Here is a 19,865-nt window from a genome sequence, read left to right as displayed (position 1 = left end):
CCCCTTCCCTTCAGTTTGCGTTCAGCCGCGAGTCCGGTAGGAAGTGCGCGATGCGCGCTGCCCGTTCCCTGTTTGCCCGAGGCCTGGCCCTGCTGGCCGGAACGCTGATGGTCGTCCAGCCGGTCGCGGCGCAATCGGTGTTGCGCGATGCCGAAACCGAAGCGCTGCTGAACGATCTGACCAATCCGCTGATCGAGGCGAGCGAGCTGGAGCCCGGCAATGTCGAGCTGGTGCTGATCAATGATGGCTCGATCAACGCCTTCGTCGCGGGCGGGCAGGCGATTTACGTGCACGCCGGACTGATCAACGCCGCCGACACCGCCAACGAGGTGCAGGGCGTGCTCGCTCACGAGTTGGGCCACATCACCGCCGGCCATGTCATCCGCTTCGAAGAGCGCACCAAGGCCTCTACGGGCATCACCATCCTCTCGCTGCTGCTGGGCGTCGGCGCGGCGCTGGCGGGAGCGGGCGATGCGGCGATGGGCGCGCTGATGGCGGGTCAGCAGGCCGCGCTCGCCAGCTTCCTGTCCTACAACCGCGATCAGGAAGCGGCCACCGACCTTGCCGGTGCACGCTATCTCGCGGGCGCAGGCATTTCCGGCCGCGGCATGATCACCTTCTTCGAGAAGCTGCGCAATTATGAGATCCGCCGCGGTTACAGCCAGTCGGACGATAGCGCCTATATGCGCACCCACCCGCTCTCCGGTGACCGCATCCAGACGCTGCGCAATCTGCTTGCCGAAAGCCCGGCGTGGAACGCGCCCGATGATCCCGCGCTGCAGGAACGCTTCCTGCGCGCCAAGGCCAAGCTTTATGGCTATCTCGCCGAGCCGCGCCGCACGTTCGCCTTCTTCCCGGCGAGCGATACCAGCATCCCCGCGCGCTATGCCCGCGCCTATGCCTATCACAAGGAAGCGCGGATGGATCTCGCTCTGGCCGAGACCGACGCGCTGCTCGCGGCCGAGCCGGACAATCCCTATTTCCTCGAATTGAAGGGCCAGGTGCTGCTCGAATCCGGGCGGCCCAAGGAAGCGCTCGATCCGCTGCGCCGCGCGACCGAGCTCTCGCGCGCCCATCCGCTGATCGCCGGCCTGTTCGGCCATGCCCTGATCGCGACCGAGAACACCGCCAACTACCCCGAGGCCGAGCGCGTGCTGCGTGCCGCCGTGTCGAAGGATCGCTACAATCCCTTCGCGTGGTATCAGCTCGGCGTGGTCTATGCCGCCAACGGCGATATTCCCCGCGCGCGCCTTGCCAGCGCCGAACAGCTGGTGATGAACCGCCGCTATCCCGAGGCGCTCCAGAACGCGCAGGCCGCCGAGGCGAACCTGCCCTATGGCTCGGCCGACTGGATCCGCGCGCAGGATGTCGCACTTGAAGCGCGGGCCGAACTGGAACGCATGCGCGACAAGAAATAGACTCGCGGCCCTGCTGCCGATTGCCACGGAAACCACCGAAGCCCTTATGTCATCCTCCGATCAGACCCCGCCGCTCCGCCACACCATCATGACCGCGCTCACCGCGCTGGTGTTCGGCTTTCTGGGGGCAGCGATCTGGTCCTATGCCGGCCTTGCCGACAACCGCACCCGCACCTTCCTGCTCGACAATCCCGACATGCTGCCCAAGATGGTCGAGGCCTACGAGGCGCAGGAGGCCGAAAAGCGGCTGGCGGATATGGGGAACGAGGTCTTCACCCCCTTCCCCGGCGTGGTGCTGGGCAACCCCAAGGGCAAGACCGTGCTGGTCGAGTTCACCGATTATAACTGCCCCTATTGCGAGGCGAGCCTGAAGGACGTGAACCGGCTGGTGGCGGAGAACCCCGATCTGAAGGTGGTGATCCGCGAATGGCCGATCTTCGAGGGCAGCGACGAAGCGTCGCGCATGGCGCTCGCGGCGGGCATGCAGGGCAAGTATGCCGCCTTCCACGAAGCCATGTTCCGGCTCGGCGATGCGCGGGCGGCAGCGGCCGAAGCCGGGCTCGACATGGCGCGGGCCGAGGCGGATGCGGCATCGGACGCGGTCACCGCCGAGATCGCCAGCAATCTCGAACTCGCCCGGGCGCTGGGCTTTACCGGCACCCCGGCATGGATCGCGGGCCGCAAGCCGATTGGCGGCGCGGTCGGCTATGACAAGCTCAAGGCTGCGCTCGCCGGAGACGAGGCGGGATGATCCGCGCCGGATTGGCGGGGGCTGCGATGCTGTGTCTGGCAGCGCCCCTCGCCGCGCAAGCCAGCATCGATTACACCGCCGAGCGCGCCGCCATCGGCCGCTATCAGGACGCCGACCAGCGGCTCCAGAATGTCGGCTGGCGGCTGGCGCGGGGCAATCTCAGCTTCTGCCCCAAGGTCGTGCCCTCGATCGGGCTGCAATTGCAGGACATGGCGAGCTACGGCGCGCCCGATGTCGCCCGCAAGGCGCTGGGCCTGACCCGCGATTTCGCGGTGCAGACCGCCGCCGCAGGATCGCCCGCCGCGCTCTCGGGCACCTTTGTCCGCAACCGCGAGGTCACCGCGCTCGACAAGCTCGACCCCAATGGCTGGCCGGCCAAGCCCGCGATGGACTGGACCCGGCTGGTCTGGGCGCATGATCACGTCGAGGCGCTGCTGGCCGAGCATGGCGGCATCGCGGTCACCTTTGCCGATGGCGAGACGGTGCGGGTGCAGCCGGTGGAGGTCTGCGCCAGCCGGTTCGAACTGATGGGCGAAGGCGGCAAGGCGGTGGCCGATGGCAAGCGGGTGGTGATCGGGATCGATTTCCCCGCCTTCGATTATGGCGAGCCCGAATTCGCCGCGCTGGTGGCGCATGAATTCGCGCATAATGTGCTGGGCCATGATGCCTGGCTCGATCGCAATGGCCGCAGCCGCCGCCACGTGCGCCGCACCGAGCGCGAGGCCGACCGGCTGATGCCGTGGCTTCTCGCCAATGCCGGCTATGATCCGGCCGCCGCCGCGCGGTTCTGGCGGCAGTGGGGAAAGAAGCACGATTCCCAGCTGCTGATGGTGCGCGAGCATGACGGCTGGGACGAGCGCGAGGAATTCGTCGCCGCCGAAGTGCCGATCATCACCCCCTTGATGGCGCGCGAAGGACGGGCCGACTGGCGCGTGCATTTCCGCCGCGAGATCGATCCCGAAGGCGGCCTCGTCCCGCAATCCAAGCGATGATCCGTGCCTGCGACGCGGCGGGGGCAGCAAATTGCCGTGCCGTTTGCGAGGAAATGGGTTAGACCCTTCAGCCTATGTCAGTGCTCCAGATCCAGCCGGCACCGTTCTTCGCCAGCAAGAACCGCGCATTCTGGAACCTCCAGCTGGCGGGCTGGGGCGCGGCCTTCATGCTGCGCGCGGTCTCGGCGCTGGCCAACCAGCAGCCCTTCGATCTGCTCGCGCTGATCCTTGTCACCACCATCACCGGCTTTTCGATCAGCCTGATTCTCTCGGTGATCTATCGCAAGCTGATCCACCAGCAGCCGCTCATCACCTGGGGGGTGACCGCGCTGGTGCTGTTCTTTGCGGTGCTGCTCCACGCCTCGATCGATGCCTGGGTGCAGGGCGTCTATTACGGCGCCGCGCGCGAGACGAGCTTTGCCCAGCGCGTGATCGGCCTGCTCTATCTGCCGCTCACCCTGCTCGGCGGGTGGAGCGCGCTGTATTACGCGATCAACTTCTTCCTGACAGTAGAGCGGCAGGCCGACCGGCTGGAGCGTCTGGAAGCCCAGGCCACCGCCGCGCAGCTCGCCATGCTGCGCTACCAGCTCAATCCGCACTTCCTGTTCAACACCCTGAATTCGATCTCCACGCTGGTGCTGCTCAAACAGACCGAGCCTGCCAACGCCATGCTCACGCGGCTTTCGGGCTTTCTGCGCCACACCCTGATTGCCGAACCCGGCAGCCAGGTGACGCTCGCGCAGGAGATCGAGACGCTCCAGCTCTATCTCGATATCGAACGAATGCGCTTCGAAGAGCGCCTGCGCACCCATTTCGAGATCGAGGACGCCGCGATGGACGCGCAACTGCCCTCGATGCTGCTCCAGCCGCTGGTGGAGAACGCGATCAAATATGCTGTCAGCCCGCAGGAAGAAGGCGCGCGCATCTCGCTCACCGCACGGGTGATCGGCGGGCGGCTGCGGCTGATGGTGGAGGACACCGGCCCGGGCGCAGACGAGCCGCTGCTGTTCGACCGGCTCGATGCCATCGCCGCCCGCGCCGAAATGCGCGCCGGTCACACGCCCGGCCAGCCGGTCTCGACCGGGGTCGGCCTTGCCAATATCCGCAACCGTCTGGCGCAGGCTTACGGCGATACCCATATCTTCGAGACCCGCTCGGAACCGGGCGGCGGCTTTACCGTGCTGATCGAGATCCCCTTCACCAGCGCTGCCGAGCCTGAATTGCATCCCGCGCCCGCCCCTGCCCCCACCCCTTCGGGCAGCGCGGCGGTGATCCCCCTCAATCCCCCGCAACGCACTGCCGGAGGCTCCGCATGACCATCAGAACCATCCTTGTCGATGACGAGAAACTCGCGATCCAGGGCCTGCAACTGCGGCTCCAGCCGTTCGAGGATGTCGAGATCATCGACACCTGCGCCAACGGCCGCGAGGCGATCCGCAAGATCAAGACCGAGAAGCCCGATCTGGTGTTCCTCGACATCCAGATGCCGGGGTTTGACGGCTTTTCGGTGGTCAAGGGCGTGATGGACATCGAACCGCCACTGTTCGTCTTCGTCACCGCTTACGAGGAACACGCGATCCGCGCCTTCGAGGCGAACGCCGTCAACTACCTGATGAAGCCGGTCGACGAACAGAAGCTCGCCGACACCATCAAGCGCGTGCGCCAGCGCCTCGCCGAGAAAAAGTCGTCCGAGGATGCCGGGCAGCTGCTCGAAGTGCTCTCGGAAATCGCTCCCGAGCGCGCGGCGGACTTCGTGGAAACCGCCACGCCCGCAGCCGAAAGTGCCGACCGCTTCGAGAAGCTCATCAACGTCAAGGACCGCGGCCAGATCTTCCGCGTCGAGGTCGACACCGTCGAGCACATCGAGGCCGCGGGCGATTACATGATCATCTCGACCGGCGACAATTCACTGGTGCTGCGCGAGACGATGAAGGACCTCGAGCGACGCCTCGACCCGCGCAAGTTCCAGCGCGTCCACCGGAGCACGATCGTCAACCTCGATCTGGTGCGGCAGGTGAAACCCCACACCAACGGCGAATGCTTCCTGGTGCTGGACAGCGGCGCCGAGGTGAAGGTTTCGCGCTCGTACCGCGACGTGGTGGCGCGCTTCGTGCATTGATTGTGCTGCACAACCTCGGGTAGCGCTGCGCCATGAAGAAAGGTCACGGCCTCAAGCGCGCGCTACCAGTTGTTGCGCGGTCAGAGTTGGAGTTACTTCCAACGGGCGCTCTGCTTGCCCGGCTGAAGCGCTTGCGCTGGTGTGAGGACGGGCCCGAATGCTCCGATCTTCTTCCGCAAGAAATTGCATCGGTGGACAGCCAAATTCTCTTCAAATGTGATCCGCGCTGGCAGACAGCCTATTCGGACGTCAAGGAGGTTCTCGCCACCCGCGACCATGTCGAAAGAAAGATAGGCTAAAAGCGTGACCTTCACCCTCCCCGGCTTCGACCTTGCCGCATTCATCCGCGCAACGCTGGCGGAGGACTTGGGTGAAGGCCTCCCCGGCGGCGGGCGGGATGTGACGTCGGAAAGCGTCATCCCCGCCGATGCGCGCTTTGCCGGGGTGATGGACAGCCGCGATGCCATCGTGGTCGCGGGGCTGCCGCTGGCCGAGGCCTTCTTCCGGCACCTCGATCCCGACTGCCGCATCGAACCGCTGGTGGCGGACGGCGATCAAGTCCCGGCGGGCACCGATCTCATGCGCATCGAGGGCAAGGCGCGCGCGCTGCTCACCGCCGAGCGCAGCGCCTTGAACATCGTCCAGCACCTCTCGGGCATCGCCACGATGACCCGCGCCTATGTCGACGCCATGCGTGAGGGCAGCACCACCTGCACGCTTCTGGATACCCGCAAGACCATCCCCGGCCTCCGCTTCCTCGAGAAATACGCCACCCGCCAGGGCGGCGCGCAGAACCACCGCATGGGGCTGTGGGACGCGGCGATGATCAAGGACAACCACGTCGCAGTCGCCGGCAGCGTTGGTGAGGCGGTGCGCCGCGCGCGCGAGGCGGGGGTCGAAAAAATCATCTGCGAGGTCGACCGCCTCGACCAGATCGAACCCGCATTGCAGGCGGGCGCGCACCACCTGCTGCTCGACAACATGGACCCCGCCACGCTGGCAGAGGCCGTGCGGATCGTCGCAGGCCGGGTGCCGACCGAGGCGAGCGGCGGCGTCAATCTCCAGACCATCGCCGCCAAGGCCGCGAGCGGGGTGGACTTCATCTCGGTCGGCCGCCTCACCCAGAGTGCGCCGGCCGCCGACATCGGGCTGGATTTCAAGCCGCTATGATCGCGCTCTCGCGGCGCAGGCCGGTCAGCATCACACTGTTTGCGGTGCTGTTTTTCGCCGGCGCGCTGATCTCTTTTGCGGAAGGGATGCTGAGCCTTGCAGACCAGCAGATCGGGCTCCAGCAGGCCTATCCGGCGTTCACATGGACGCGCGATGCGGTGATCGTGTGGCAAAGCGCATGGCTCTCGATCGCGCTCATTCCGATTGGGATGGTGTGGCTTTCGGCGGTGCGCTTTGCCCGCTGGATGGTGACGATCATGGCGGTGCCCAAGCTGCTGGGACTCGCGACGCTGGCCGCGCAGGGTTGGGCGGTGATTGCATCGGTCAGTCCCTTATGGCTCACCGCCTCGCTGCTCGGCCCGCTCGCCGTTGCACTGCTGTTCACCCCCGCCAGCCACCGCTGGTTCGCGCACAGGGGAGAGGATGATCCTGCGGTCTTCGCCTAGCCTGCTTGCAGCCCTCGCGCTCGCTGCACCCGCCGCTGCGAGCGCGCAGGCCTATCAGTGCCGCGCGCCGCAGGTGGCGAGCGTGCCGAAGGTCGCCCCCGATGGCCCGCGCCGCACCCTGCCTGTCACCGGCTACACCCTCGCGCTGAGCTGGAGCCCGGAGTTCTGCAAGGGCCGCGCAGCCAAGGGCGCCAACGCGCTGCAATGCGCGGGCACCAATGGCAGCTTCGGCCTCGTCGTCCACGGCTTGTGGCCCGAAAGCAGGGAGAGCTGGCCGCAATGGTGCGCTCCGCAAGCCGCGCTCACCCCCGCCGATATTCGCGGGGCCATGTGCATGATGCCGTCCGACTATCTGGTGGCGCGCAGCTGGGCCAAGCACGGCACCTGCATGGTGAAGCGCCCCGCGAGCTACCTCAAGGTCACGCGCATCCTGTGGCAATCGCTGCGCATCCCCGATTATGATCGCATCGCGCGCGAGGAGGGGCTCACCGCGGGACGCATCCGCGCTGCCTTTGCCGATGCCAATCCCTCGGTTCCCGCAAGCGCGATAGGAGTGAAGCTCAATGCCCGCGGTTGGCTGGAGGAGGTGCGGCTGTGCTACGCCAAGACCTTCCGCCCGGTGCGCTGCACGCCCTCGCGCTTCGGAGCGAAGGACAGCGCCCAGGCGAAAATCTGGCGGGGCTTATAGGCGGTTCGCCACCAGCCACAGCCGCACCGCGCTGGCAAGGCCGGGCGGGGTGGGCGACTTGATCCGCTCGGCATCGATCCGCGCCACCAGCGCCGCCACCGCCAGCCCCTCAGCCTGTGCAGCGGCGCGCAGCATCTCCCAGAACAGCGGTTCGAGGCTGATCGAGGTCTGGTGTCCCGCAATCGAAAGCGAGCGTTTGACCGGCGGGTGATAGGGCGTCGTCACAAGCCCGCGATAGCCGATCACGCGCCTCGGCGGATACGAAAAATTCGGGGTGGAGGGGCGCGCGCCCTCTGCCTAGAACCGCGTTGATGAGCCCGAGCGCCGCCCTCACCGAGAAGGAAAAGCAGACCCTGCGCCTGATCCTGCGCGGGCATGACGCCAAATCGGCGGCGCGCGAGCTTGGCCTCTCGGTGCACACCATCAATGAACGGCTGCGCGATGCGCGGCGCAAGCTCGGCGTCACCAGCAGCCGCGAGGCAGCGCGGCGGCTCTTGGCGGAGGAGGGCCAGAGCCTTGAGGCACCCCCTGAAACCTTGGGGGACAAGGCTTTGGGGGATGCGCTGTCCGGGGTTCCGGCGGCAGGAATTGCGGCATCCGCCACCCGGCGGCCGCTTGTCCTTGCCACCATCGGAGTGCTTGCCATGTCGCTTGTCCTTGCCGCCCTGTTCCTGCCCGCATCACCCCTGTCGCTGCTGGCCCCGGCCCCCGCGATCAGCGCCACCGCTGCCGCCGAGAGTGAGGCCGCCGGAGCCGCCCGCGCGGCGGAAGATTTCCTCGAACTGATCGACGATGGCCGCTGGGCCGAGAGCTATGCCGCCACGGGCGCGGAGTTCCACCGGCTCAACACGCTGGAGCGCTGGAGCGCAGTCTCCGCGCGCCTGCGCCCGCCGCTCGGCAAGCTGGTGACCCGCGATCTGGTCGGCAACGAATGGGTCCCCGCCCCGCCCGCCGGATACCGGTTGATCAAGTTCCGCTCGGCCTATGCGGGCGGAGTGACGCAGACCGAGAGCATCAGCCTCGCGTGGGAGGACGGCGCGTGGAAGGTGGCGGGGATCACGTTTGAGTGAGGGGGGAGGGGGCTACTGCACCTCTGCCGCAGCTTCGATCTCCACGCCCTCGGCCTCGGGATTGGGGTCGGCCATCGGGTCGGCAGTCTCCGCTTCCGCCTCGTCCTCCGCCTGCTGGCGGTCCCATTCGGCGCGCGGCAAGCGGGTGACGGTCTGGCGGGCGCGGGTGGTGCCGTTGGACAGCGAAGCGCCGGCGAGCGTGATTTCCGAGCGATCCTCGCGCCGCCACACCAGCCCTGCCGCGTCAATCTCGAAAGTGACGGTCAGCGTGCCGGAAGCGGTAATCCCGGCGGCCTTGGCTTTCGCATCCTCAAGGGTCAGCGTCTTGCGGGTGATTTCGGCCATCACCAGCGCAGCCCGCGCATCCTTTTCGCGGACGAAGGCGGGATCGACCGGGCCTCTGCCGGTCAACACGGTCCTTCCTTCATGCTCGCCGCTGCGGACGAGCACCACAGGGCCAAGCGCACCTTCGAGCGCGAAGGGCTGGCCCTCGGCGATCCGGCCGGGCTGCATCCCGTTCATTTCGACCGCCTCGATCGCGGCCTCGGGATCGCAGCGGACCTGATAGGCCGTCCAGCTGAACCCCGAGCGCGAGCACACGTCGCGGGTCCACTTTGCCTCGGCCAGCCAGACGGCGTTGCGGGCGAGGATTTCTTCGGTGTTGAGGATGGTCTTGGCGCCATCGGGCGCGATCAGCATGCGCGCGGGGAACATCCAGCGTTCGTTGCCGCGGATCTCCTCGGGATCGAAGGGGAGTGAGTATTCGACCTCGGTGCCTTCGGGCGTGACGGAAATGACCCTTTCGGCCATCGCCTGCCGCCCGCTGGCAGAGCTGGTGGACCCGTCTTCGTCGCCCTTCGTGTCGGTCTCGTATTCGAGCTGGAGGACATAGTCCTGTGCGGCGGCGGGGGCTGCAAGCAGAAGGGCGGTGATGGCGAGGGTGAGGCGCATGGGCCTGAAATAGCAGGGAAAGGGCCTGCGGCAAAGCCGCCGGCAGCCGTCAGACGGGTTCGGCGGGCGGTTGCCCGCCGCCCCGCTGGCCGCGCGGCGCGCTGCCGCCTCGTAGCTGCGCTACTCGGCTGCGCGCCTCAATACATATGTTGCCCACCGTTGATGCTCATGGTCGAACCGGTCATGAAGCCGCCGTTCTCGCTCGTGAGGAACGCCACCCCGCGGGCGATTTCCTCGGCCATGCCGAGCCTTCCGATGGGGATCTTGGCGACGATCTTTTCGAGCACCGGGGCGGGCACGGCGGCGACCATGTCGGTGTCGATATAGCCCGGCGCAATCGCGTTCACCGTCACCCCGAATTTCGCGCCTTCCTGCGCCAAGGCCTTGGTAAAGCCGTGAATTCCGCTCTTGGCCGCAGCGTAGTTGACCTGCCCGTATTGCCCCGCCTGGCCGTTGATCGAGCCGATATTGACGATCCGCCCCCAGCCCCGCTCGCGCATCCCGGGGAAGGTCGCCTTGGCCATGTTGAAGCACCCGCCAAGGTTGATGCGCAGCACCTCGTTCCAGTCCTCGAAGCTCATCTTGTGGAGCGTGCCGTCGCGGGTGATGCCGGCGTTGTTGACCACGATGTCGACGGGGCCGAATTCCGCCTCCACCGCCGCGCATCCGGCGAGGCAGGCCTCGTGATCGCCCACGTCCCAGCGCCTTGCGGGGATGCCGGTTGCGGCGGTGAAGGCCGCGGCCTTCTCGTCGTTTCCGGCGTAGTTGGCGATGACCATGTGGCCCTGTCGCTGGAGCCGCTTGCAGATCGCCTCCCCGATCCCGCGCGTTCCTCCGGTGACGATCGCAACCCGGCCCATGGCAGTCCCTCCCCTTGATGCGTCCAGCAATTGCGCCAACCTAGCGGCGGGGCAGAAACAGGGGAAGGTCGGAATAGCTATGCCGCCCTTAACGCCCGCCAGACGCAGGTCATCGAGGGGCTATTGCGGGGTCAACTCGGGGTCATCAGGGGGTCAAATCGGGGCTAAACCACCCCTGATTTTCGACGAAATCCCGATATTTCAGGGATTTAGCACAAATCAGAACTTGATTTGCGTGCCCACATAGACGGCCTGGCTGTCCTTGACCGAATTGGTCAGCGGATCGAGGCGGTCACGCTCCTTGGAGTAGCGCACGCCGGCCATCACGTTGAGGTTGGGCGAAAGCCGGTAGCTGCCGCCGACGCCCACCGTCTGCTGCCCGATCGAATCGAGCGTATTGGGCGAACGGCCGGCGATCTCGCGATCTTCCAGCTCGATCCGCGGTTGCAGGCGGCTCGGCTTGTCGTCGGCCTGCGGGTTCGACGGCTTGAACTGCGCCAGATCGGGCAGCGCCATGCGCCGCACCTCTGCCGGAAGCTCGAACGGACGGGCAAAGCTCTTGTAACCGCGCGCCGAGCCAAGCTGGAAGCGGCTCGCCTCGGCCCCGCCGATGCCCATGCCGCGACCGGCTGCCGCGTCGATCGCCTTGCGCACCGAAATCGCGCGCGCCGTGTCATTATCGACCCGCACCGCGACCGTCACCGTGCGCTCTCCCGCCACCGGCGTAGCGCCAGCGGGCGTGAAGCGGATGCCGCGTGCCCGCGCCTTGTCAGCCACGCGGGCCGCCAGCGCGGGATCAACCGAAGCGGGGGTGAAAACATCGAGGCCCATCGCGGTGAAGGAGGCCGCCGGCGAAGGCAGGCTCTTGCCGACCAGCGCCATCCCGGCGCTCGGCAAGCCAATCGCCACCGCACCGCACGCGAGCACGTTCAGCGCCAGAAGCGCCAGCTTGCGCTGACCCCGTCCCGTGCTGTCGGCCTTGCGTGCCATGGTTGCCTTCAATCCTTTTCTTCACCCGATCTGGCTGCTGCCAGACCACAAACGACATTAACCGCAGCTGAGTCGTTTGGATAACAGTATCATGTGATAGGGGCCGAAGTCCCCCATGCAATCCTGCGGGATTATACGTAGGCGGATTCGCCCGCCACCTGTGGCTTCCATCACACAGAATCGCACAACCCCGAACCGCAAAACCCGGTTCAGGCACCGGAAAGCCCGCCTGTCCGAAGGCCCGCAGCAGGCCGCCTTCACCCGTGCCGTCCCCCGCTGGCTTGCATCCGTGCTTGCCGCGCGGGGCATGAGGGTTATAGAGCGAGGGCAAGACAGACGATGAGGATTTTCCGGCAGTGACACGCGCCAACTCCGCTCCCTTCCGCCCGGCCCTGAAGCGGGCTGTCACACTGGCCCTCACCGGCGCCGCGATGACGGCACTGGCCGCCTGCGGCGGTTCGGAGCGTCCGCGCACGGAACTGGCCGCCGCCCAGCTCAACACGATCGGCGTCAACGCCTATCTCTGGCGCGCCGCGCTCGACACCGTGGCCTTTGCCCCGCTGCTTCAGGCCGACAGCAATGGCGGCGTGATCGTGACCGACTGGTATGCCAACCCCGCCAACCCCAACGAGCGCGTCAAGCTGACCGTGACGATCCTCGATCAGGATCTGCGCGCCGATGCCCTGCGCGTTGCGGCGAGCCGTCAGGTGGCCGAGGGCGGCAACTGGGTGGAAGCGCCGGTGCAGGCCGCCACGGTGCAGAAGCTTGAGGACATCATCCTCACCAAGGCGCGCGATCTGCGCCGCCAGGCTCTGGCTTCGTAAACACCGCCTCTCACGGATAGGCTTTCATGACTGAAACCCGTTTCGATCCGTCTGTCGCCGACGGACGCTGGCAACGCGCATGGGAAGAAGCGGGCACCTTCACCGCCGATTCCGACAGCCCCAAGCCCAAGAGCTACATCCTCGAGATGTTCCCCTATCCTTCGGGGCGCATCCACATGGGCCATGTGCGCAACTACACGATGGGCGATGTGCTGGCGCGCTACCAGAAGATGCGCGGGTTCGAAGTGCTGCACCCGATGGGCTGGGATGCCTTCGGGATGCCCGCCGAAAACGCCGCGATGGAAAAGGGCGTGCACCCGGGCGGCTGGACGCGGGCCAACATCGCGCAGATGAAAGCGCAGTTGCAGCGCATCGGCTTCGCGCTCGACTGGACGCGCGAGTTCGCCACCTGCGATCCCGAATACTACGGCCACGAACAGGCGCTGTTCGCAGACCTCTACGAGGCGGGGCTGGTCTACCGCAAGGAATCGACCGTCAACTGGGATCCGGTCGACATGACCGTGCTCGCCAACGAGCAGGTGATCGACGGCAAGGGCTGGCGCTCGGGCGCCGAGGTCGAGAAGCGCAAGCTGAACCAGTGGTTCCTCAAGATCACCGACTTTGCCGATGATCTGCTGGCAGGGCTGGGGAGCCTTGAAGACTGGCCCGAGAAGGTGCGCCTGATGCAGGAGAACTGGATCGGGAAGTCGCAGGGGCTGGAATTCAGCTTCGACCTGTCTGACGGCGGCAAGCTGGCGGTTTACTCGACCCGCCCCGACACGATCTTCGGCGCGAGCTTCTGCGCGATTGCCGCCGATCACCCGATTGCCCAGGGGCTGGCGGGTGATCCGGAGGTCGCGGCGTTTATCGACCAGTGCAAGAAGGGCGCGACCACGGCCGCAGCGCTCGAAACGGCGGAAAAGCTGGGCTATCGCACGCCCGTAACCGCCACGCACCCGTTCACCGGGGCGGCGCTGCCGGTCTTCATCGCCAACTTCGTGCTGATGGAATATGGCACGGGCGCGGTGATGGGCGTGCCGGGCCATGACCAGCGCGACTTCGAATTCGCAACCAAATACGCGCTCCCGATCCTGCGCGTGGTCGCCAGCGATCCGGCCCGCGCGGACGAGTCCTTCAAGGGCGAGGCGGAAGCCGGCGACGGGGTGATCGTCAACTCCGATTTCCTCGACGGCATGAGCGTCGAGGATGCCAAGCAGGCGGTGATTTCCCGCGCCGAGGCCGGCGGTTGGGGAGAAGGGCGCACTGTGTGGCGCCTGCGCGACTGGGGTGTGAGCCGCCAGCGTTACTGGGGCACGCCGATCCCCTTCATCCATTGCGATAGCTGCGGCGTGGTGCCGGTGCCCAAGGACCAGCTGCCCGTCACCCTGCCCGAGGATGTCAGCTTCGACATTCCCGGCAATCCGCTGGAACGCCACCCGACGTGGAAGCACGTCGATTGCCCCAAGTGCGGCAAAGCGGCGCGGCGCGAGACCGATACGCTCGACACCTTCGTCGATTCCTCGTGGTATTTCCTGCGCTTTGCGAGCCAGCCCGCCGACCGTCCCTTCGACCCGGAGGAGGTCGCCAAGTGGATGCCGGTGCAGCACTATATCGGCGGGATTGAGCACGCGATTTTGCACCTGCTCTACGCGCGCTTCTGGACGCGGGCACTGGCGCATATCGGCAAGATCGACGTGCGCGAGCCGTTCGCCGCGCTGTTCACGCAAGGGATGGTGACGCACGAGACCTATAGCCGCATCGATGCGAGCCGAGGCGTGCCGGTATTCTTCGGCCCCGAGGATGTGAACCGCACCTCGGATGGCGCGACGCTGCTGGCCGATGGCGGGGCGGTGGAAGTCGGCCGTGTCATCAAGATGTCGAAGTCGAAGAAGAACGTCGTCGACCCGGATGCGATCATCGCCCGCCACGGCGCAGACGCAGTACGCTGGTTCATGCTTTCCGACAGCCCGCCCGAGCGCGATCTGCCGTGGTCGGACGCCGGGATCGAAGGCTGCGCGCGCTTCGTGCAGCGGCTGTGGCGCTTGTTTGCGGCCTATGACGCAGGCGCTGAGGGCGAGGACAAGAGCTTTGATCGCAAGACCCACCAGACCATTGCAGCCGTCGCCTCGGACATCGAAGCGCTGGGCTTCAACAAGGCCGTGGCGCGCATTTACGAACTGACCGGCGCGGTGGAGAAGGCCGCGCCTTCGGCCAGCCGTTCGGCAGCAATCCGCGCGCTGGTGCACCTCGCTGCGCCCATGATGCCGCACCTCGCCGAAGAGGCCTGGCAGGCGATGGGTGAAGGCCTGATCGCTGATGCGCCGTGGCCCGCAGTCGATCCCGCCCTGCTGGTCGATGACGAGGTCACCATCGCCATCCAGCACATGGGCAAGCTGCGCGACACCGTCACCGCGCCCAAGGGTGCCCCCAAGGAGGCGCTGGAGGCACTGGCGCTGGCTTCAGCCAACCTGCAGCGCTCGCTTGATGGCGCGGCGGTGCGCAAGATCATTGTCGTGCCCGACCGATTGGTGAATATCGTCACCTGATGCGCCACGCTCTCGCCCTTGCAGCGCTCATCGCGCTTTCCGCTTGCGGCCTCTCGCCGATGTATGCGGGCGGGAGCAGTGCGACGGTGGCGCAGGGGCTGGCGGCGGTCGATATTCCGGCGATCCAGGGGCAGAGCGGGTGGCTGGTGCGCAATGCGCTGCAGGACCGGCTCGGCGCGGCGGGCAAGACGACACCGGTCTATCGGCTTGACGTTCGGCTGGACGATTCGCTTGAGGCGCTGGGCGTGCTCAATGACGACACGATCAGCCGCGAACGCCGGATTCTGCGCGCGCGCTACCAGCTGATCGAGCTGGCGACGGGCAAGGTCATTCTCGATGCCACCGCCGGATCGGACGCGGGGATCGATGTGGTCTCCAGCGAATATGCCACCATCGCGGCGGAGCAGAAGGCGCTCGAGAACCTTGCGCTGAAGCTCGCCGAACAGATGGCAACCCAGGTCTCGCTGGCGCTGCGGACCCGCGCCGCCGCGGCGCAATGAAGGCGACCCAGAAGGAATTCGCCCGCGGCATTCCGGCAGGGGCCGAACGGCTGGCGATGTTCTTCTTCTGCGGACCGGACGAGGCCGGGGCCACCGCTGCTGCCAATCGCCTTGTCGCAGCCCTCTCTTCGCCCGGCGAACGCGTCGAGCTGACCGGCGCCGAACTGCGCGCCGATCCCGCCAGGCTCGGCGACGAGGCGCGCTCCACCTCGCTGTTCGGCGACACCCGCCACATCTGGGTGCGCGCCAGCGGCGACGAGGCGCATGACGCGCTCCAGATCCTGATCGAGACCGCCGAGGCCGGCTCGGGCGCTGCGGCCCCAGTGATCGTCGTCGCCACCTCCGCCACCGACAAGTCGCGCACCGCCAAGCTGCTCGAAAAGCGCAAGGACGCGCTGGTGGCGATGTTCCACCCGCCCGATCTCTCCCACGTCGCCAGCGCCGTGCGCGGCATGGCCGATGCCGCGGGCCTCAGGCTCGGCGGCGACCTTGCCGAACGCATCGCGCGCGCCGCCGGGCTCGACGTGCGCCTCGCCCAGTCCGAGGTCACCAAGCTCGCGCTCTATTGCGATGCCGATCCGCAGGCCCCCAAATCCGCCACCCCCGACGATCACGCCGCCATCGGCGCGGCGACCGAGGAGGACGGCTTTGCCCCGCTGGTCAACGCGGTGCTGGGCGGGGAGCTGGGCAAGGTCGGCGGCGAGATCCGGCGGATGCGCGAGCTTGGCCTCAATCCCGTCGGCCTCGCGCTGGCGCTGGAACGGCGCGCAGCGCAGCTTGCCAACATCACCGCGCATCTTGGCCCGCGCGGGCAGTTCGACAGCATCGACAAGGGCACGGAAATGCGGCTCGGCATCTTCTTCAAGGAGAAGCGCGACATCCGCCAGCAATATGAGCGCTGGCGCCAGCCCGCCCAGCGCGGCACCAGCGCAACCCGGCTCGATCGCCTGATCCCGCGCCTCGCCCAGCTCCACCGCACCCTGCTCGCCAACAGCCAGGCGGCCGAATTGCTGCTGGCCCAGGAACTCGCGGAAATCGCCCGCTACGCGGCCAAGCGGTAAGAAGTGGGCCCAACGGGTCTCTAAATGTGACAGGCCGCATTTCGCAGTCGCACAAAAGCCGCTTCCCTATGTAAAGTGACATAGGTAGTAAGCACCGGGTTGGTGCTGGGGACACTCTGAACATGAACCGCATGATGCCGAGACTTCTCGAATCGGCCAAACTCGCAAACGTCGAAACGAAAATGGTGCCTTCGCTCGAGCGGCGGCGCCTGCGGACCTATGCCCTCATCCTGCTGCTCGACGGATTTCTGTTCAATCTCGCTTTTGCCCTGGCCGGGCTGATCTGGGAAGGCTTCTGGGCCGAGCAGCGGGCGATGCTCGCCGCGCAGGTGATGCTGCCCGCCTTCTACACGATCGCGCTCTACAACAATTCCTACGGGCTGACCGCGCTCACCGACTGGATGTTCGCCGTGCGCAAGGCGATGGTGGCGCTGCTGGTTTCGGCGGGCCTCGTCAACTTCATCGCCTTCTACACCAAGTCGAACGACGAATTCTCGCGCGCCGGTGTCACCATCGGGCTGGCGCTGACCGCGATCATGATTATCGCGCTGCGCCGCATCATGGCAGCCGTGATCGCCCGCCGCTGGGGCGGCCGCGTCGCCAACCGGCTGGTGATCGCCGATGGCGGATCGACCTTCCCTTATCCCGACGCGGTGTCGGTCTCGGCCGCGGAATACGGGCTTGATCCGGGTAGCCACGATCCCTTCATGCTCGATCGGCTGGGCAAGCTGCTGCGCAATCAGGATCACGTGGTGGTAAGCTGCCCGCGTGACCGGCGCGAGGACTGGGCCTTCCTGCTCAAATCGGCGGGCGTCTATGGCGAGATCGTGAGCGAGCCGGCGCACAGCCTCGGCGCGATCGGCGTGCATCGTTACGACGACCTTGATCGCACCACGCTGGTGGTCTCCACCGGCCCGCTGCGGCTGCGCTCGCGCATCATCAAGCGCAGTTTCGATACGGTGTTGGCAAGCGCGGCGCTGCTGGCGCTCTCCCCGATCCTGATCGCGACGGCAATTGCGATCAAGCTGGAGGACCGCGGCCCGGTGCTGTTCGTCCAGCGGCGCCTCGGGCGCGGCAACCAGTTTTTCGACATGCTCAAGTTCCGCTCGATGCGGCACGAGAAGCTCGATCACGACGGTGCGCGTTCGACCGCGCGCGACGATGACCGCGTGACCCGCATCGGCGCCTTCATCCGCCGCACCAGCATCGACGAGCTGCCGCAGCTCATCAACGTGCTGAAGGGCGAGATGTCGGTGGTCGGCCCGCGTCCGCACGCGATCGGCAGTCAGGCGAACAACAAGTTCTTCTGGGAAGTCGACCGGATGTACTGGCAGCGCCACTGCCTCAAGCCGGGCCTCACGGGCCTTGCGCAGGTGCGCGGCCATCGCGGCGCGACCGAGCGCGAGGAAGACCTGACCGACCGGCTCCAGTCGGATCTAGAATATATCAACGACTGGTCGCTGCTGCGCGATATCGAGATCGTGCTGCGCACCGCGATGGTGCTGATCCACCACAAGGCTTACTAGCGCGCCGCTCTGCGCGGGGGGCTTGCTTAGGCGCTTACTTCTTGTCGCGCTGGGGGACGACGAAGCTGCCGGTCACCCGACCCTTGCCCGAAGATCCCGACACCCCCGGCGCACCGCCCGCCGCGCTGCCGTCAACGCTCGACAACCCGCTTTGAAGGTCGATCACCAGCCGCCCGCCATTGAGCGTATCGCTGCCGCGCCGCAGCCGGACATTGCCGGCCATGGTGATGATCCGGCGATCGAAATCATAGATCGCATTGTCGCCGCTGGCGCGTTCATCGCCGCGCGTGACCTCGACCCCGCCGGTGGCGGTGATGCGCTGGATGCTGAGCGAGCCCGTATCCTCGAAATTGACCAGCGTGCGGGCCGAGCGCACCGTCAGGCCGGCCTGCTCGATCACGACATTGCCCGACAGGATCACGCGGTTCTCGCGGTCCTGCAGCTCGATCCGGTCGGCCGCGTAGTTCACCGGCGCGCTGGAATCGTGGCTGCTGATACCCTGCGCATTGAGCGTCATCCCGCCCGCCAGCGCACAGGTCAGCGCAAAGCCGCCAAGGCCCCAGACGAGAGCGGTGCGGCGCAATCCGCGCGAAGGGGTGGGATTTGTCATCACGGCATCCTCAGCTTGCCAGGGATCATGGTGAGCCGCGCCGCGCCGTCAAGCGTCAGCGTGCGCGCGGACAGATCGGCGCGGATCGCATTGGCCGAGAAGGTGCCGGCCGGGACTTCGCCCGAGACGCCATTGTCCCCGCGCATCAGCCGCGCCTTCAGATCAACCGAAACGCCGTCCGCCACCATGGTGTAGCCATCGCTGGCGGTGAGGCGCACCGGGCCGTCGACCGCGACAGTTTCTGCGTCGATATCATAGGTGCCGCCGCCGGCACTGAGGCGGGCGGGGCCATCGGTCAGCACCATCTGCGCCACCAGATCGCGCATCCGCACCAGTCCCTCGATGCTCGAGCGCTGGACCGCCTCGCCCGCCAGCAGCGAGAAGGGGCGGCCCCGGTTGTCGCGCCCGCGATACATGGCGTTCTCGACCGAGAGGCGCTCGTCGATCAGCGCTACCTTGTTGCGATCGAGCAGGAAGCTCACTTCGCCGCGCGGGCTCAGGGGCGTGATCACCATCAGTGCGGCGACAATCCCCACCAGCATCGGCAACCCGCGTGCGAGAAAGCCGACCAGCTTGTCATGCGAACCGCCCGGCACCGCGAAATGCTGGCGCCGGCTGCGCAGGGCGCGGGCCTCGCTGGTCTCCATCTCGGGGTGGGTGCTGACCATCCTTTGCGCGGCGCCCTATGCGTGGGCGAAGATATCGGTTTCGGGCCAGCCGGCGAGGTCCAGCGCGGCGCGGGTGGGCAAGAAGTCGAAACACGCCTGCGCGATGGCGGTGCGCCCCTCGCGCTCCAGCCGCACGGTGAGTTCGGCCATCAGGCGGTGGAGATAGCGCACATCGCTCGCGGCATAGTCGCGCTGGGCATCGCTCAGCACCGGTCCGCCCCAGTCGCTCGACTGCTGCTGCTTCGACAGGCTCTCGCCCAGCAATTCCTCGACGAGGTTCTTGAGGCCGTGGCGATCGGTGTAGGTGCGGGTCAGGCGGCTGGCGATCTTGGTGCAGAACACCGGTGCTGCCACCACGCCGAGATAGTGCTGGATCGCGGCGAGATCGAAGCGGGCGAAGTGATAGAGCTTGATCCGCGAAGTGTCGGCCAGCAGCGCCTTCAGATTGGGCGCGTCATAGGTGCTGTTCGGGCCGAAGCGCACCAGATGCTCGTTTCCCGAACCATCGGAGAGTTGCACCACGCACAGCCGGTCACGCGCGGTGATCAGCCCCATGGTCTCGGTATCAACCGCAATCGCGCCAGTCCCTGCGAGCACGCCCGCGGGCAGGTCTTCCTCGTGAAAATGTACAGCCATGGGCCACGCCCTACGCCGATTGGGGAAAGAGGGAAAGGG

Annotated in this window: 22 protein-coding genes; 15 read left to right on the top strand and 7 right to left on the bottom strand. The window is 66.8% G+C overall.

Annotated elements, in window-relative coordinates:
* Positions 1–50 precede the first annotated feature (50 nt).
* The 9 genes from RSE14_RS10375 (at position 51) to RSE14_RS10335 (ending at position 7,584) form a co-directional block, all read left to right on the top strand.
* Positions 51–1,418: a M48 family metalloprotease gene (locus RSE14_RS10375; protein ID WP_416379343.1), complete on the top strand. Its 1,368-nt coding sequence runs from the start codon at positions 51–53 to the stop codon at positions 1,416–1,418.
* 46 nt (positions 1,419–1,464) lie between these two features.
* On the top strand, positions 1,465–2,169 hold the full coding sequence (locus tag RSE14_RS10370; RefSeq protein ID WP_324073414.1) for a DsbA family protein: 705 nt from the start codon (positions 1,465–1,467) through the stop codon (positions 2,167–2,169).
* Positions 2,166–3,161, top strand: coding sequence for a M48 family metalloprotease (locus RSE14_RS10365; RefSeq protein ID WP_324073412.1), 996 nt, complete (start codon positions 2,166–2,168; stop codon positions 3,159–3,161). The genes RSE14_RS10370 and RSE14_RS10365 overlap by 4 nt, the downstream gene beginning before the upstream one ends.
* Positions 3,162–3,235: 74 nt before the next feature.
* Complete coding sequence (locus tag RSE14_RS10360; RefSeq protein WP_324073410.1) at positions 3,236–4,477, top strand: sensor histidine kinase; 1,242 nt, start codon at positions 3,236–3,238, stop codon at positions 4,475–4,477.
* Positions 4,474–5,280 (top strand): LytR/AlgR family response regulator transcription factor, encoded by an 807-nt coding sequence (locus RSE14_RS10355; RefSeq protein ID WP_324073408.1) that lies wholly within the window; start codon positions 4,474–4,476, stop codon positions 5,278–5,280. Before RSE14_RS10360 ends, RSE14_RS10355 begins: the two co-directional genes overlap by 4 nt.
* A gap of 32 nt (positions 5,281–5,312) precedes the next feature.
* Positions 5,313–5,579, top strand: coding sequence for a hypothetical protein (locus tag RSE14_RS10350; RefSeq protein ID WP_324073407.1), 267 nt, complete (start codon positions 5,313–5,315; stop codon positions 5,577–5,579).
* 4 nt (positions 5,580–5,583) lie between these two features.
* On the top strand, positions 5,584–6,450 hold the full coding sequence (gene nadC, locus RSE14_RS10345) for a carboxylating nicotinate-nucleotide diphosphorylase (RefSeq protein WP_324073404.1): 867 nt from the start codon (positions 5,584–5,586) through the stop codon (positions 6,448–6,450).
* Complete coding sequence (locus tag RSE14_RS10340; protein ID WP_324073402.1) at positions 6,447–6,896, top strand: hypothetical protein; 450 nt, start codon at positions 6,447–6,449, stop codon at positions 6,894–6,896. Before nadC ends, RSE14_RS10340 begins: the two co-directional genes overlap by 4 nt.
* Positions 6,874–7,584, top strand: a complete 711-nt coding sequence (locus RSE14_RS10335; protein WP_324073399.1) for a ribonuclease T2 family protein — start codon at positions 6,874–6,876, stop codon at positions 7,582–7,584. Before RSE14_RS10340 ends, RSE14_RS10335 begins: the two co-directional genes overlap by 23 nt.
* Here RSE14_RS10335 and RSE14_RS10330 read toward each other — a convergent pair.
* Positions 7,579–7,809, bottom strand: a complete 231-nt coding sequence (locus RSE14_RS10330) for a ribbon-helix-helix domain-containing protein (protein ID WP_324076894.1) — start codon at positions 7,807–7,809, stop codon at positions 7,579–7,581. The genes RSE14_RS10335 and RSE14_RS10330 overlap by 6 nt on opposite strands.
* An 86-nt stretch (positions 7,810–7,895) precedes the next feature.
* On the opposite strand from RSE14_RS10330, the gene RSE14_RS10325 reads away from it, so the two are divergent.
* A complete protein-coding gene (locus tag RSE14_RS10325) occupies positions 7,896–8,654 on the top strand; it encodes a helix-turn-helix domain-containing protein (protein ID WP_324073397.1) in 759 nt (252 codons plus the stop codon).
* Between the two features lie 12 nt (positions 8,655–8,666).
* On the opposite strand, the gene RSE14_RS10320 is transcribed toward RSE14_RS10325, so the two are convergent.
* From RSE14_RS10320 to RSE14_RS10310, 3 genes are all read right to left on the bottom strand, one after another.
* Positions 8,667–9,605, bottom strand: coding sequence for a hypothetical protein (locus RSE14_RS10320; protein ID WP_324073395.1), 939 nt, complete (start codon positions 9,603–9,605; stop codon positions 8,667–8,669).
* A gap of 137 nt (positions 9,606–9,742) precedes the next feature.
* On the bottom strand, positions 9,743–10,465 hold the full coding sequence (gene phbB / locus RSE14_RS10315; protein WP_324073393.1) for an acetoacetyl-CoA reductase: 723 nt from the start codon (positions 10,463–10,465) through the stop codon (positions 9,743–9,745).
* 219 nt (positions 10,466–10,684) lie between these two features.
* Complete coding sequence (locus RSE14_RS10310) at positions 10,685–11,455, bottom strand: hypothetical protein (RefSeq protein ID WP_324073391.1); 771 nt, start codon at positions 11,453–11,455, stop codon at positions 10,685–10,687.
* Positions 11,456–11,886: 431 nt separating this feature from the next.
* Here RSE14_RS10310 and RSE14_RS10305 point away from each other — a divergent pair, with 431 nt between their 5' ends.
* The 5 genes from RSE14_RS10305 (at position 11,887) to RSE14_RS10285 (ending at position 17,912) form a co-directional block, all read left to right on the top strand.
* Positions 11,887–12,279 carry a DUF3576 domain-containing protein gene (locus RSE14_RS10305; protein WP_324076893.1) on the top strand — a complete coding sequence of 131 codons (393 nt, stop codon included), beginning with the start codon at positions 11,887–11,889 and terminating at the stop codon, positions 12,277–12,279.
* A 26-nt stretch (positions 12,280–12,305) separates the two neighbouring features.
* Positions 12,306–14,825 carry a leucine--tRNA ligase gene (leuS, locus tag RSE14_RS10300; RefSeq protein ID WP_324073389.1) on the top strand — a complete coding sequence of 840 codons (2,520 nt, stop codon included), beginning with the start codon at positions 12,306–12,308 and terminating at the stop codon, positions 14,823–14,825.
* Positions 14,825–15,325: an LPS assembly lipoprotein LptE gene (lptE, locus tag RSE14_RS10295; protein ID WP_324073388.1), complete on the top strand. Its 501-nt coding sequence runs from the start codon at positions 14,825–14,827 to the stop codon at positions 15,323–15,325. The genes leuS and lptE overlap by 1 nt, the downstream gene beginning before the upstream one ends.
* Positions 15,322–16,386 (top strand): DNA polymerase III subunit delta, encoded by a 1,065-nt coding sequence (holA, locus tag RSE14_RS10290; RefSeq protein WP_324073386.1) that lies wholly within the window; start codon positions 15,322–15,324, stop codon positions 16,384–16,386. Before lptE ends, holA begins: the two co-directional genes overlap by 4 nt.
* A gap of 131 nt (positions 16,387–16,517) precedes the next feature.
* Positions 16,518–17,912: an exopolysaccharide biosynthesis polyprenyl glycosylphosphotransferase gene (locus tag RSE14_RS10285; RefSeq protein WP_324073381.1), complete on the top strand. Its 1,395-nt coding sequence runs from the start codon at positions 16,518–16,520 to the stop codon at positions 17,910–17,912.
* A 34-nt stretch (positions 17,913–17,946) separates the two neighbouring features.
* Here the strand turns inward: RSE14_RS10285 and RSE14_RS10280 are convergent, their stop codons facing one another.
* The 3 genes from RSE14_RS10280 to RSE14_RS10270 are packed head-to-tail and all read right to left on the bottom strand — an operon-like array spanning position 17,947 to position 19,826.
* Entirely contained in the window at positions 17,947–18,522 is a 576-nt protein-coding gene (locus tag RSE14_RS10280) for an LptA/OstA family protein (RefSeq protein WP_324073379.1), read from the bottom strand.
* Positions 18,522–19,190 carry an LPS export ABC transporter periplasmic protein LptC gene (gene lptC / locus RSE14_RS10275; RefSeq protein ID WP_324073377.1) on the bottom strand — a complete coding sequence of 223 codons (669 nt, stop codon included), beginning with the start codon at positions 19,188–19,190 and terminating at the stop codon, positions 18,522–18,524. Before lptC ends, RSE14_RS10280 begins: the two co-directional genes overlap by 1 nt.
* A gap of 15 nt (positions 19,191–19,205) precedes the next feature.
* Positions 19,206–19,826 (bottom strand): ribonuclease D, encoded by a 621-nt coding sequence (locus tag RSE14_RS10270; protein ID WP_324073375.1) that lies wholly within the window; start codon positions 19,824–19,826, stop codon positions 19,206–19,208.
* Positions 19,827–19,865 lie beyond the last annotated feature (39 nt).

The sequence above is a fragment of the Erythrobacter sp. genome (assembly GCF_035194505.1).
Classification (GTDB): Bacteria; Pseudomonadota; Alphaproteobacteria; order Sphingomonadales; family Sphingomonadaceae; genus Erythrobacter.
This window is presented reverse-complemented; position numbering and strand designations above follow the sequence as displayed.

Bases quoted from the DNA above. Each gene is read 5' to 3' on its own strand.
- RSE14_RS10335 (WP_324073399.1), top strand. From the start codon at position 6,874: ATGATCCTGCGGTCTTCGCCTAGCCTGCTTGCAGCCCTCGCGCTCGCT.
- leuS (WP_324073389.1), top strand. From the start codon at position 12,306: ATGACTGAAACCCGTTTCGATCCGTCTGTCGCCGACGGACGCTGGCAA.
- RSE14_RS10375 (WP_416379343.1), top strand. From the start codon at position 51: ATGCGCGCTGCCCGTTCCCTGTTTGCCCGAGGCCTGGCCCTGCTGGCC.
- RSE14_RS10280 (WP_324073379.1), bottom strand. From the start codon at position 18,522: ATGACAAATCCCACCCCTTCGCGCGGATTGCGCCGCACCGCTCTCGTC.
- RSE14_RS10365 (WP_324073412.1), top strand. From the start codon at position 2,166: ATGATCCGCGCCGGATTGGCGGGGGCTGCGATGCTGTGTCTGGCAGCG.
- RSE14_RS10270 (WP_324073375.1), bottom strand. From the start codon at position 19,826: ATGGCTGTACATTTTCACGAGGAAGACCTGCCCGCGGGCGTGCTCGCA.
- RSE14_RS10305 (WP_324076893.1), top strand. From the start codon at position 11,887: ATGACGGCACTGGCCGCCTGCGGCGGTTCGGAGCGTCCGCGCACGGAA.
- RSE14_RS10370 (WP_324073414.1), top strand. From the start codon at position 1,465: ATGTCATCCTCCGATCAGACCCCGCCGCTCCGCCACACCATCATGACC.
- lptC (WP_324073377.1), bottom strand. From the start codon at position 19,190: ATGGTCAGCACCCACCCCGAGATGGAGACCAGCGAGGCCCGCGCCCTG.
- RSE14_RS10355 (WP_324073408.1), top strand. From the start codon at position 4,474: ATGACCATCAGAACCATCCTTGTCGATGACGAGAAACTCGCGATCCAG.
- RSE14_RS10310 (WP_324073391.1), bottom strand. From the start codon at position 11,455: ATGGCACGCAAGGCCGACAGCACGGGACGGGGTCAGCGCAAGCTGGCG.
- RSE14_RS10320 (WP_324073395.1), bottom strand. From the start codon at position 9,605: ATGCGCCTCACCCTCGCCATCACCGCCCTTCTGCTTGCAGCCCCCGCC.
- RSE14_RS10325 (WP_324073397.1), top strand. From the start codon at position 7,896: ATGAGCCCGAGCGCCGCCCTCACCGAGAAGGAAAAGCAGACCCTGCGC.
- RSE14_RS10350 (WP_324073407.1), top strand. From the start codon at position 5,313: ATGAAGAAAGGTCACGGCCTCAAGCGCGCGCTACCAGTTGTTGCGCGG.
- RSE14_RS10360 (WP_324073410.1), top strand. From the start codon at position 3,236: ATGTCAGTGCTCCAGATCCAGCCGGCACCGTTCTTCGCCAGCAAGAAC.
- RSE14_RS10340 (WP_324073402.1), top strand. From the start codon at position 6,447: ATGATCGCGCTCTCGCGGCGCAGGCCGGTCAGCATCACACTGTTTGCG.
- lptE (WP_324073388.1), top strand. From the start codon at position 14,825: ATGCGCCACGCTCTCGCCCTTGCAGCGCTCATCGCGCTTTCCGCTTGC.
- holA (WP_324073386.1), top strand. From the start codon at position 15,322: ATGAAGGCGACCCAGAAGGAATTCGCCCGCGGCATTCCGGCAGGGGCC.
- RSE14_RS10285 (WP_324073381.1), top strand. From the start codon at position 16,518: ATGATGCCGAGACTTCTCGAATCGGCCAAACTCGCAAACGTCGAAACG.
- phbB (WP_324073393.1), bottom strand. From the start codon at position 10,465: ATGGGCCGGGTTGCGATCGTCACCGGAGGAACGCGCGGGATCGGGGAG.